Origin of the sequence: Cohnella suwonensis, assembly GCF_042655365.1 — a bacterium.
GTDB lineage: Bacteria > Bacillota > Bacilli > Paenibacillales > Paenibacillaceae > Cohnella > Cohnella suwonensis.
Map to the genome: position 1 here is coordinate 1 of NZ_JBHSMH010000062.1, position 12148 is coordinate 12148.

Annotated in this window: 14 protein-coding genes; 12 read left to right on the forward strand and 2 right to left on the reverse strand. The window is 55.3% G+C overall.

What is annotated here, in order from left to right; genetic code table 11:
• Window positions 1-182: 182 nt before the first annotated feature.
• Entirely contained in the window at window positions 183-722 is a 540-nt protein-coding gene (locus tag ACFPPD_RS16910) for a transposase (RefSeq protein ID WP_209750012.1), read from the reverse strand.
• A gap of 185 nt (window positions 723-907) precedes the next feature.
• On the opposite strand from ACFPPD_RS16910, the gene ACFPPD_RS16915 reads away from it, so the two are divergent.
• From ACFPPD_RS16915 to rsmI, 11 genes are all read left to right on the forward strand, one after another.
• Window positions 908-1066 (forward strand): sigma factor G inhibitor Gin, encoded by a 159-nt coding sequence (locus ACFPPD_RS16915; protein ID WP_378082700.1) that lies wholly within the window; start codon window positions 908-910, stop codon window positions 1064-1066.
• A gap of 87 nt (window positions 1067-1153) precedes the next feature.
• Window positions 1154-2677: an aminotransferase class I/II-fold pyridoxal phosphate-dependent enzyme gene (locus ACFPPD_RS16920; protein WP_209750010.1), complete on the forward strand. Its 1524-nt coding sequence runs from the start codon at window positions 1154-1156 to the stop codon at window positions 2675-2677.
• An 11-nt stretch (window positions 2678-2688) separates the two neighbouring features.
• Window positions 2689-4176, forward strand: a complete 1488-nt coding sequence (locus ACFPPD_RS16925; protein ID WP_209750009.1) for an ArnT family glycosyltransferase — start codon at window positions 2689-2691, stop codon at window positions 4174-4176.
• Window positions 4148-4783 carry a dTMP kinase gene (tmk, locus tag ACFPPD_RS16930; RefSeq protein ID WP_209750008.1) on the forward strand — a complete coding sequence of 212 codons (636 nt, stop codon included), beginning with the start codon at window positions 4148-4150 and terminating at the stop codon, window positions 4781-4783. The genes ACFPPD_RS16925 and tmk overlap by 29 nt, the downstream gene beginning before the upstream one ends.
• Window positions 4784-4872: 89 nt before the next feature.
• On the forward strand, window positions 4873-5202 hold the full coding sequence (locus ACFPPD_RS16935; RefSeq protein WP_135153486.1) for a cyclic-di-AMP receptor: 330 nt from the start codon (window positions 4873-4875) through the stop codon (window positions 5200-5202).
• Between the two features lie 208 nt (window positions 5203-5410).
• Window positions 5411-5854, forward strand: coding sequence for a YaaR family protein (locus ACFPPD_RS16940; protein ID WP_209750007.1), 444 nt, complete (start codon window positions 5411-5413; stop codon window positions 5852-5854).
• A 12-nt stretch (window positions 5855-5866) separates the two neighbouring features.
• Window positions 5867-6844 (forward strand): DNA polymerase III subunit delta', encoded by a 978-nt coding sequence (gene holB, locus ACFPPD_RS16945; RefSeq protein ID WP_209750006.1) that lies wholly within the window; start codon window positions 5867-5869, stop codon window positions 6842-6844.
• 2 nt (window positions 6845-6846) lie between these two features.
• A complete protein-coding gene (locus ACFPPD_RS16950) occupies window positions 6847-7647 on the forward strand; it encodes a PSP1 domain-containing protein (protein WP_209750005.1) in 801 nt (266 codons plus the stop codon).
• 96 nt (window positions 7648-7743) lie between these two features.
• Window positions 7744-8124 (forward strand): initiation-control protein YabA, encoded by a 381-nt coding sequence (locus ACFPPD_RS16955; RefSeq protein ID WP_378082690.1) that lies wholly within the window; start codon window positions 7744-7746, stop codon window positions 8122-8124.
• 161 nt (window positions 8125-8285) lie between these two features.
• Window positions 8286-9128 (forward strand): tRNA1(Val) (adenine(37)-N6)-methyltransferase, encoded by an 843-nt coding sequence (locus ACFPPD_RS16960; RefSeq protein WP_209750003.1) that lies wholly within the window; start codon window positions 8286-8288, stop codon window positions 9126-9128.
• Complete coding sequence (gene rsmI, locus ACFPPD_RS16965; RefSeq protein ID WP_209750002.1) at window positions 9125-10105, forward strand: 16S rRNA (cytidine(1402)-2'-O)-methyltransferase; 981 nt, start codon at window positions 9125-9127, stop codon at window positions 10103-10105. Before ACFPPD_RS16960 ends, rsmI begins: the two co-directional genes overlap by 4 nt.
• A 168-nt stretch (window positions 10106-10273) precedes the next feature.
• On the opposite strand, the gene ACFPPD_RS16970 is transcribed toward rsmI, so the two are convergent.
• The gene (locus ACFPPD_RS16970) at window positions 10274-10528 is read right to left on the reverse strand and encodes an AbrB/MazE/SpoVT family DNA-binding domain-containing protein (protein WP_027086730.1); all 255 of its coding nucleotides are present in this window, start codon (window positions 10526-10528) and stop codon (window positions 10274-10276) included.
• A 321-nt stretch (window positions 10529-10849) separates the two neighbouring features.
• Here ACFPPD_RS16970 and ACFPPD_RS16975 point away from each other — a divergent pair, with 321 nt between their 5' ends.
• Window positions 10850-12142 (forward strand): HD domain-containing protein, encoded by a 1293-nt coding sequence (locus ACFPPD_RS16975; RefSeq protein WP_209750001.1) that lies wholly within the window; start codon window positions 10850-10852, stop codon window positions 12140-12142.
• Window positions 12143-12148 lie beyond the last annotated feature (6 nt).

Consider the following 12148-nt stretch of genomic DNA (forward strand, 5'->3'; position numbering starts at 1 on the left):
GGACCGATTCACGTAAAATGCGCCGAACAAACTGCACTTTAGCATTTTGTTTGCGCGAATCATCGGTAAGGGGACGAACAAGATGTATCTATGCATTTTGTTTGTGCTACGGGGAGGAAAGGTAGCAAAGTGGAAACGGCACGAACGCAAAAAAGGCACCACTGAGGGTGCCAGACGCTTGATCACGTATGATAATACGAGACTTCCCGGGGTTCGAGGCGAATAACGCCGTCGCCCTTTTCCTTGCGCAGCTTCTTCAGCAGTTGAATGCGGGGCGTCAGCAGCCACAAGTGCCAGTAAACGAGAGCGATGACGAGAGCGGAGTGCGCCCATGGATAGAACAGTCCGGCGACGCAGCATCCGACGAGCGCAAGGTGGAAGTGCAGGCGCCTGAACAAGCGGAGCTGCGTATCCAGTATAGGCAATGGGCCGATCCAAGGCCAATCGCGGCGGAACGCCCATCTTTTGTCCGAGAGCTTGTCTACGCGCCTGAGCGTGATCCGCAGGACGAGCGCGTGCACGAGAAGCATGATGACGGCGCCGGTCGCGGCATAGGTCAAACCGAACCAACCGTAGATCAGATAAAGAAAACCTCCCGCCAGAAGAGCGGTCAGCATATAACTATATTTGCTCTCCGGCCGGAGAGCGATTTTGCGGATTAACGTATAATGATAGAAAGTGGCGTCGCGGCTATCAGGCGTTCCTGTTCCAGTATCCGTCAAGACTGCATGTCCTCCTTGCAAAATACGCGTTCTGTTCCTTACTATCGGTTAAAAATCGGAATTTTGTTAGAATGAGATCGTTTTGTCGCTAGGAACGCGTATATTTTCATAGAATTCGGGCATAATAGAGGCATCAATAGGAAAAGGCAGGGATGTTCATGGGAGAAGATGAACGCCAAACCTGCATGGTTTGCGGCGAGCCCAAGGTCGAAGGCATGACGATCGTCACGCAATTCATATGTACTTCATGCGAGAACGAAATGGTACGCACCGAAGTTGAAGAAGAGAAGTATTCGTTTTTCGTACGCAGAATGAGACAGTTATGGGTGAAGTTTCACGCTTGATAGGAACAGGGAACGAAGCGAAGGAGCAACGGCATATCGTTGTTCCTTTTTTTGCTATAATGATATCGATTCGGAAGGAGGCTTGCGGTGTTGACGGACAGACAACAAGCGCCGTTATTCGAAGCTCTTGTCGCGCATGCGAAGAGCGGCAGTACGGCATTCCACGTTCCGGGGCATAAGCAACGGGCGGAACAGGATCATGCATACGGCAATCATTCGTTTACGACGCATCCAGCATTCTATTATCGTTCCTTATTGCCTCTCGACGTGACGGAGTTACCCGATACGGACGATTTGCACCATCCGGAGGGTGCGATCGCTGAATCCCATGCGCTGGCCGCGACATGCTTCGGCGCGGAGGAGACGCGTTTTCTCGTCGGGGGGAGCACGGCTGGTAACTTGGCGATGATCATCGGCGTCTGCCAGCCCGGGGATCTCGTGATTGTCCAACGAAACGTCCATAAATCGATTATTCACGGTTTGATGATGGCGGGAGCGAGAGCGGTTATGCTACAACCGGTCATTGATAGCCTATCAGGATTGGCGCTAATGCCGGACGAGCAACTTCTCGAAAAAGCGCTGGAGCGCTACGGTAACGAGGCGAAAGCCGTTATCCTTTCCACGCCTAACTATTATGGGATGGCTGCAAAATTAGACCCTCTAGTGAAGATTGCTCACTGTTATAACGTTCCGGTACTCGTGGACGAGGCGCATGGCGCCCACTTTGGCTTTCATCCCGATTTGCCGGAGGCGGCGCTTCGGTCGGGAGCGGATCTTGTCGTTCAATCGACGCATAAGATGCTCTCGGCCATGACGATGGGAGCGATGCTCCACATGCAAGGCGATCGCTTGCCTAGGCAGGCGGTCAGGCAGGCGCTCGCGATGGTCCAAAGTTCGAGCCCTTCATACCCGATAATGGCTTCTTTGGATTTGGCCCGAAGAGAAGTGCACGCGGGAGGACCGCAAATATTCGCAGAGCCCCTAGCCGCCGCGTCGCTTGTCGTCGAAGGGCTTGAACGAACGTCGTTCAGGGCGCTAGGTTACGGAGCATACAAGTCTGAAGGGATCGCATACGACCCGCTAAAACTCATCCTGTTCGACGTCACCGACCGGATGAACGGGTTCCGACTGCGGGACGAGCTGGCCGAAAACGGGTGCGCGGCGGAGATGGCGGACGATCGATACGTCGTACTGGCATTCGGTACGGGATCGATACAAGCCGACGGAAGACGACTTCTAGATGCTTTGAAACGAATTTCCGAGGTTTTATTTTCGGAATCAGCCTCTTCCGGAGATATAACGTCACAGATTAAGGAAACCCTTGTATCAAAAGGACCACTTGTCTTGGACGTGTCGGATCCGATTCGATTCGGCAGGGAAACCTATCCGATCGAGTCGGTCGAGCTTGAGGAGTGCGAAGGACGCACGGCGGCGGAATGGGTCATTCCCTATCCGCCGGGCATTCCCGTTCTCTATCCGGGCGAACGGATTACGGCCGACGCCATGAAGGTCTTGCTCAAGTGGAGACAAGCAGGTTCGAGAATTCAAGGCGCAGCGGATACGAGATTGAGGACGATACAAGTCCGATTAGAGGCGCCGACGGAAATATAGAGGGACGGAACATGTTCAAGAGACGCATGAATGCGGATGTTAGGATATACGCGGCTTGGGGAGCCGGTGTCATCGCGATCGGGCTCATCATAAGCTTAATTATGATCCCGCCCATTATCGGCATGGCGGACAGCGGCGATTACGGGCGCGTCTTCGTCGGGACGGGTCTAGTTCCGCTGCATCCGAACGACTCCCGCGACGTGCTTTATTTTCAATATGCACACGAACGATTCGGTTATGGCCATTTCAACTTCGGGGGATACGTCTCGACGCATGTCCTCTTGGTCGCGATCGCTGGAGGCATCGGCCGGCTCTTCGACGCCGGTTCGTTCGACATCCGAATTCTCGGCGCCTGTTACGCGGCGTTATTCGCGTGGGCGACGGTCTTGTTCGTCAGGAACGCGCCTCGGACGGGCGGCCGCAAGGGCACGCTCTTCGTCGCGTTGACGCTGACGGCGGGCATCTTATTCGTATTCGGCGACATCGGGTACTTGGCTTATTTTCAATCGTTCTTCGGTGAGCCTTACGCGCTAACGGGCATGTTGCTCCTCTTCGCGTCGGCATTGGCCGTCGCGTCGGGCGAGCGCCCGTCCGGCAAGCTGATCTGGCTGTTCGTCGCGACGGCGCTCGCCGTAGCCACTTCGAAAATCCAGAACGCGCCGCTCGGCATCGCCTTCGCGCTTCTCGCCTGGAGAATGTCAGGGCTGCGTGCCGACAAAGAATGGAAGCGCCACACCCGAATCGGCGCGGCCCTGCTCGTCCTCGTCTCCGCGCTCATGGTCGTCGCGGCTCCGGACCGGCTTCGGAACACGAACCTGTACCAATCGATCTTCTACGGCGTGCTGAAGGATTCGCCGCATGTGTCGCAGGACATGAAGGAGCTTGGCATTCCGGAGCGTTATGCGGCGCTGGCGGGCACGAATTATTTTCAGGGCGATACGGCCATCCCGCAGAAGGACCCGGTCTTACGGGCGGAGGTGCTGGAGAAACGGAGTCATAAGGACATCGCTTTGTATTATTTGAGACATCCGTCTAGGTTCATGCAGAAGTTGGACCGCGCGGCGGAGAACGCGATGTTCATACGGCCGCATTATCTGGGCAACTACGATCCGTCCGCGGGCAAGCCGCCCGGTGCCCTCTCGTACGCCTACAGCGGGTGGAGCCGATGGAAGGAAACACATATGCCGACAAGCTCCGCTACATACTTTGCCTTGTTCGCGGCGTATTTCGCCGCGCTTGCCGTCGTATGGGGAACGACCGCTTCGCGAAGAATCCGCTTCGGCGCGGAGACGCTCGCGATCGTCGCCCTGGCGGGGATCTTCTCGTGCGTCATCCCGCTGATCGGGGACGGGGAAGCGGACTTGGGCAAGCATATGTTTATGTTTAATGTATGCTTTGATATGATGGTGGTAAGTATGGTGACGGCTGCGGCTTACGGGCTCGCAAGGCTTGTCGAAAGGGGAAGCGTTAGTGCGCGGCGGAATTTTCATAACGATTGAGGGCGGAGAGGGCGCGGGTAAGACGACGCTGATATCACGCCTGGATAAGAAGATTTATCATGAAACAGGTCGAAGAACACTTAGAACACGCGAACCGGGCGGAGTTCCAATTGCGGAGTCTATTCGCAAAATTATTCTCGATCGTAAAAACACCAAGATGGACGCTCGCACAGAAGCATTGTTATATGCGGCTGCACGAAGGCAACACTTAGTTGAGGTAGTACAACCTGCGATTGAACAAGGTAAAGTTGTCATTTGCGATAGGTTTGTGGATAGCAGCTTAGCGTATCAAGGATATGCGCGCGGGCTTGGCATTGAGAAAGTATGGGACATTAATCGATTTGCTACGGAAGATTGTATGCCTGATATTACACTTTATTTGGATATTGACCCTGAGGTGGGTTTAGCTAGAATAGAAGCAAACGAGCAACGAGAAGTAAACAGGCTTGATTTGGAAAGTATTAACTTTCACAAAATGGTTCGAGACGGATATCGAGAGGTCGCAAAAAGATTTCCAGAAAGAATAAAAGTGCTCGATGCTAATGTAGACCCAGATACACTGGAAGATGTAGCGTGGGCAATAATGAAGAAGAAATTGGTGAAATAAGAGCAGTAAAAAGGGTTTTGATGACCGAGTGTCCAATTTATATGAAGTAGACAGACCCCCCATTGCCCAAATAAGAGGAGGCCTGAACGATGAAACTTCTTATTGCCGTCATTCAAGATAAGGATAGCAATCGGCTGTCCAACGCGTTGATTAAAGAAGGATTTCGCGCGACGAAGCTGGCCAGCACCGGCGGATTCCTCCGCGCGGGCAACACGACGTTCCTGATCGGGATCGAGGACGATCGGATTCAGGGCGCGCTCGACGTCATTCGCGCCAATTGCAAAGTTCGCGACCAACTGGTGACGCCGGTATCGCCCGTCAGCGGCGCGGCGGACTCGTATATTCCGTTCCCGGTCGAAGTGCAGGTGGGCGGCGCGGCCGTATTCGTCCTTCCGGTCGAACGGTTCGAGCATTTCTAAAAAGTGCGAGTTCAAAAAGTTCGATGTTCAGCACCGAGAAGGTTGAAAGAAGCACGGGAATGAGGATCGGAGCGTAGGCAAACCTACGTGAGAACCGGAAGTCCCGTGCAGCATTCAAGATTCGACGTCGAATACACTTCCTGACTCACTTCGTGATCAACTTCGGACTTTTTGAACTACCTCTAAAGAAGGCGGGAGTTGAGCGGACTTGAAAATACAACCCGGATTCTATCCGATGAACAAAACGGTGCAGCGGGGAGAGACGCTTGCCCGCCCGACGCAGGCGCAAAATTTCGGCGATCTCATGCAACAACAGGAAGAGCAGCGGACGCACGAGGAACTTCAGCGCAAGCTGGAGGATATTCGGCTTCAGGGGGATCGTCTAACCCGTTCCATGACGGTAAGGGAGCTTGTGATCTATCGCCAGATGGTCAAGGGCTTCCTGGAGGATACGGTGAAGCGGGGCATCGCGCTTAAGGAAACGAGAGGCTGGGACCGGAGAGGTCGCGGCAAAAGATACAAGCTGCTCGAGGAAGTCGACGCCATGCTCGTCGGCATGGGCGAGGAGCTGCTTTCGAGCGAGGAAGGTCGTCTGGACTTGCTGCAGAAGGTCGGAGAAATTCGCGGCATGCTGATCAACTTGGTTTTCTAAGGAGTACGTTTCATGGGTTTTCAACGAATAATCGGGCAAGACCGGGCGAAGGCGCTGCTTCGGAACGCGCTGTCGTCCCGCCGGATCGCGCACGCGTACTTGTTCGCCGGGCCGGCGGGCTCGGGCCGCATGGAAATGGCGGGGGCGTTCGCGCAAGCGCTGTTCTGCGAGAAAGGCGGCAGCGACGCTTGCGGGGAATGCCTTGAATGCCGCAAAGTCGAACACGGCAACCACCCCGACCTTCACGTCGTCTCGCCGGACGGCGCGACCGTCAAGATCGAGCAAATACGCGCGCTGCAGAAGGAATTATCCTATCGCAGCGTCGGAGCGGGATATAAGGTATATATCATTGAAGGCGCGGAGACGATGACGGTTCAGGCGAGCAATAGCTTGTTGAAATTCCTCGAAGAGCCGCCGTCTCCCGTCGTCGCGATTCTGCTCGCGCCTAGCGCTCAAGCGGTTCTTCCGACGATATTGTCGAGAACGCAGCTCGTGGCGTTCGTGCCGGGCGACCGGGAAGCATTGGAAAAGGCGCTCGTGCAAGAGGGCAAATCTCCTCTTCTCGCACGCGCGGCGGTGAATCTGGCATCCGGTCTTAATTCCAGTCGAAAATTGGTAGAAGAGAATTGGTTTGCAGATATCCGAAACGTAGTGATACAATTAGGCAAGGAGAGTCCGGACCGGTTCGCCGCGGGTTTGATACAAGCCCAGCAGCAAGTATTCAAAACCGAACTCTCGGAACATGTCGAAATTTTGCTACAGCTGTTAGCTTTGTGGTATAGAGATATGATTTACGTCATGACCGGCCGTCAGAACCAGATGGTGTTCCCGGATCAAGCGGATTGGATCGCGAAGGCGGCCTGGGGCCGGCACATCCAATCTTGGGTCACGGTAATGGAATCGGCGCTTACGGCGGCAAGGCGCATCAAGGCTCATGTGGCGCCGCAGTTGGCGCTTGAGCAATTTCTGGTGAACGCGCGGGAGGGGTAGATTTGTACGATGTGGTGGGAGTCCGCTTCAAGAAGGCGGGCAAGATCTATTATTTCGATCCCGCCGAGCATCCGGTGTCCAAAGATCAGCATGTCATCGTGGAAACGGCGCGAGGCGTCGAATACGGCAAAGTCGTCGTAGGCCCGAAGACGGTAGGCGAGTCGGATGTCGTTCTTCCGCTTAAGAAAGTGATTCGCGTGGCGGGCGACCCCGACGCGAAGGCGGTCGAAGAGAACCGCAGCGCCGCGAAGAACGCTTTCGCCGTCGGACTGCAGAAAATCAAGGACCACGCGCTGAAGATGAAGCTCGTGGACGTGGAATACACGTTCGACCGGAACAAGATCATCTTTTATTTTACGGCAGAAGGCCGCGTCGATTTTCGGGAATTGGTCAAGGATTTGGCGGGCGTGTTCAGAACCCGCATCGAATTGCGGCAGATCGGCGTGAGGGATGAAGCGAAGATGCTTGGCGGCATCGGGCCGTGCGGCCGCGTGTTATGCTGCTCTTCGTGGCTCGGGGACTTCGAACCGGTGTCCATCAAGATGGCCAAGGACCAGAATCTGTCGCTGAACCCGACGAAGATCTCGGGCTTGTGCGGCCGGCTTATGTGTTGCTTGAAGTACGAGCACGACAATTACGAGAGCGCCAAGGAAGAACTGCCGGCCGTCGGCAAGACGGTCGTCACTTCGATGGGCGAAGGCAAAGTCGTCGGCGTCAATCCGGGAAGCCGAAGCGTGCACGTGCAGTTGTTCGACATGGGTAAGGTAAAAGAATTGCCGTTTGACGATGTCGTCCTGAAGTAGTCGGCATGCCGCGAACGGGCGATGAACGTCGTCGACGCAACCCGTCGCAGCGGTAATTCACGACATAATCGGATGCCTTGAGGTGGATAGTTGTTCATGAAAGATATTTTCCTTCGCATGGATGAGCTCGAATCGCATCTAGGGAACGTTCATTCCGACTTCGGGCATCTCAAGCTGAAGATCAAGGAGCTGCTGGAAGAGAACCAGCGGCTTCGCATCGAGAATCAACAGCTGCGCAAGGTGCTTAAGCGGGAATCGGAGCCCGCGGTCTCCCCGATCCAGGAAGCGGCGGAAGAACCGGCTGCCGTCAAGGGAGACCATTCGCTAGACAACGCCGCGGCGGCTTCGGCCGTCGGCGAGGGCTACGATAATCTGGCCCGGCTGTATCACGAAGGCTTTCACATTTGTAATGTGTACTACGGTCACTTGCGAATGGAAGGGGATTGCTTGTTCTGCTTATCGTTCTTAAGCAAATAGTATTCTTGTTTATTCATGGAGAGGGATGCCGCGACCGCGGCGTCCCTCTTTTGCTACGATTCCGCGAACACTGGCACTTAGGGGCAAAATCGAGTAAGCTAGTTGGCGTAGAGCGAAGGCCGGGCAATCGCCGGGCTTCGAAGAAATCGGAGGACCGCACCATGAGCGAATTCGGAAGTCCGTCGGAAGAAGGCGCTTTGCTGGCCGGAGAACGATTGGACGATCTGCTGACCCACGACTTGAAAATCATCCAAAGCGCCGAAGTGTTCAGCTTCTCGCTGGACGCGGTATTGCTCGCAAGGTTCGCCGGCGTTCCCCCCAGAGGTCGCGTGCTCGATTTGTGCACGGGCAACGGCGTCATCCCGATGCTGCTGACGACGCGCACCGAAGCGGCGATCGATGCGGTGGAAATCCAGCCGAGGCTGGCGGACATGGCGACGAGAAGCGTTAGGCTTAATCGCCTGTCGGAGCGAATCCGTATCGTAGAGGACGATTTGCGCTCGTGGAAGCCGGACGGCGATATTCGATACGACGCGGTAACCGTGAATCCGCCTTATATGCCGGTACGAAGCGGCGAGCATAAGGGAAACCTTCATCAAGCGATGGCCCGGCACGAAATCGGCTGCACGCTGGAAGAAGTCGTCGCGGCATGCGCGAGGCACGTCCGGGCCGGCGGCCGCGTGTCGATGGTTCATCGGCCGAGCCGCCTGGCGGATATTATCGACTTGATGCGCCGATACCGGCTGGAACCGAAGCGAATCCGGTTCGCCCATCCGCGAAGGGACGCGGAGGCGAACATGGTATTAATAGAAGCAACGCTGGGCGGCAAGCCCGAGATCCGTCTGCTTCCGCCGCTCATCGTCTACGAAGAAGACGGCGAATATACGCCGGAGCTGCTCGCGGTGTTCTACGGAAAAGCCGCGGAATTGCCGGGCTTCGTCCGGCCGAACGGCCGGACGGCGATCCCGAGGAAAGAGGACGACAAGGGAGGCGACGCGAAATGAAGACGCGGATAAGCGATAAGACCGAGGATGCGGCGCAAGGAGAGGCCGCGTCCGTGCAGAAGAGCTTCTCCGGCGTTCGGGAAGACGTCGGCACGTTGTATTTGGTGGCGACCCCGATCGGCAATCTCGAAGACATGACGTTCCGCGCGATCAGGATATTAAAGGAAGTCCAACTCATCGCGGCGGAGGATACCCGGCAGACGCGCAAGCTACTTACCCACTTCGAGGTTCAGAACAGGCTCGTCAGCTACCACGAGCACAATCGGGATGCGAGCGGACCGGAGCTGATCCGGCTGTTGCTAGAGGGACAGAATATCGCGCTGGTCAGCGACGCGGGAATGCCGGCGATCTCCGATCCCGGCACGGATCTCGTGCGGGACGCGGTCATCGAAGGCATTCCCGTCGTGCCGGTACCGGGAGCGAACGCGGCGCTGTCCGCGCTGATCATCTCCGGATTGCCGACGGAGCGGTTCCTGTTCCTCGGTTTCCCGCCGAGGGAGCGCAAAGGATTGAACAAGCTGCTCGACGGCGTGGAGCGGGAAAGCGGCACGCTTCTGTTCTACGAGTCTCCGCACCGGGTGAAGAAGACGCTCGCCGTCGTCGCCGAACGGTGGGGCGGGAGGAAGGTCGCGATCGTCAGGGAAATCACGAAACGGCACGAGGAAGCGATACGCGGGACGGCCCGGCAATGCTTGGCGCACGTCGAGACGACGCCGCCGATCGGGGAGTGCTGCATCGCGATCGAGGGGGCGCGGGAATCGGAGCCCGGAAGGTTGGCGGCGGACGGCGTTCCGGGAGCGGTCGGAGACGGGCAGTGGTGGGCCGAGCTGGAATTGGCGCGGCATGTCGCCCATTACGAGCAAGCCGGGCAAAGCCGCAAAGACGCGATGAAATCGGCGGCCGCGGATCGGGGCATCTCGAAGCGGGACGTCTATCAATCGCTCCTGTCGGTTGCGGAGGAAGCGGAAGAAGATTAAGCGGGTTATCCGGATGTGGATAACCCGATCTCGGGGAATGGACCGGCGCAACAACCCGTGAACAAAAAAAAGCCTCCCGGCATCAAGTCCGGGAGGGTGTGCAAGGAGTATAAAAAGGTTGGAATTAACAATTATTAGAATTACATATTTCATTATAAACTATTTTCTTTAATTTGTCACAGGTGAAGGTAAATCCTTCAAACATTCTCTGCAAACAATTTTTCCTTTGAAGTAAGTCACGTTCTCCGCGTTGCCGCAGAAGATGCATGCAGGCTCGTATTTCTTGAGCATGATGCGCTCTCCGTCCACGTAAATCTCAAGCGCGTCTTTCTCTCCGATACCGAGCGTGCGGCGGAGTTCGATCGGAATAACCACCCGGCCCAGTTCATCGACTTTCCGTACAATTCCTGTAGATTTCATCATTTTGGTAAATCTCCTCTCAAAAGGTTAAAATAATTACAAACGGACTTCAGTCGTGCGATAGCTTGTCCGCGTTCGTCAGCATTCGACAAAGTTCACTGTTTTCTGCCTACTATCGTACCAACGATTCCCAAAAAAGTCAACCTATCAAACTCAATTATAATCGACAAAAAAACCGATGAACCTTATAAATAAGGCAATTCGGAGAACTTCCCCGCTGAAATTCTGCTGAAAACGAATGAAAACAAAATTCGACATCAATCGACAAAGATCTACATTATCCGTCGACAATGTCGAAACATAAATATAGAGAGGTGATTGAGGATGCATGACGCGCTGCAAGAGGAGAAGGTATTCAAGGATCCGGTTCATCATTCCGTCTACGTTCAAGATCCGACAATCTGGAAACTCGTCAATACGCCGGAATTCCAGAGATTAAGAAGAATACGCCAGTTGGGCACGTCCTATCTCACTTTCCATGGGGCGGAGCACAGTCGGTTTTCCCATTCCTTGGGCGTATATGAAATTACAAGAAAAATCATTTCGCAATTTGAGCGTAATCGATATGCCGATTGGCCGCAAGAGGAAAAATTGCTGAGCCTATGCGCCTCCTTGCTTCACGATGTCGGGCACGGTCCCTTCTCCCACTCGCTGGAGCAGATTTTCGGAACCGACCATGAGCTATGGACGGCCGAGATCATTCTGGGCGACACGGAAGTCAATCGGGTGCTTCGGGAAGTCGAGCCCGGGTTTCCGGACAAGGTGGCAGCCGTCATTCGGAAGAAGTACGAGAAACCGATCGTCGTTAGCCTCGTCTCGAGCCAACTGGATGCCGACCGGATGGATTATTTGCTTCGGGACGCGTATTTCACGGGAGTGAACTACGGCACGTTCGATCTCGACCGCATTCTAAGGGTGCTTCGTCCGTACCAAGGCAACATCGTCGTCAAGGAAAGCGGCATGCACGCCGTCGAAGACTATCTGATGTCCCGTTACCAGATGTATTGGCAGATCTATTTCCACCCCGTGACACGCAGCTCGGAAATCGTGTTGAGGCAAATTTTCCGCAGGGCCGGCGAGCTGTTCCGTTCCGGATTCCGGTTCCGCTTCATGCTGCCTCCGATTCAAGCATTATTAGAAGGAAAGCTCACGCTCTCCCACTATTTGAAGCTAGACGAAGCGTTGGCGCAGACGGCTTTCGGCCAGTGGGCGGACGAGGACGACGAGCTGCTGTCGGATCTGTGCCGCAGATTCTTGAACAGGCAACTGTACAAATACGCGCCGCTCGGCCCGGAAGACGGCGATTGGCTAGAGGAAGTCGGCCGGGAATGGCTTCGGATCGGGCTTAATCCCGAATACCATATGGAGGTCGACACGCCGATGGATTCCCCATACGACATGTACAAGCCCGGCGCCTTGCCGAACGGCAAGGAGAAGCCTCCGATCCTGCTGCTCGGCGAGCAAGACCGGCTGACGGAGATTTCGATGAAATCCGACATCATTCAATCGATCGCGGGTCTTCACCGCGGCAAATACAACGTGTATTATCCGGAGGATTTGGTGCTTCCGCACGCCCATCGGCTCAGTTCCGAGACGCGCAACAAACTATCTATATAATAGAAG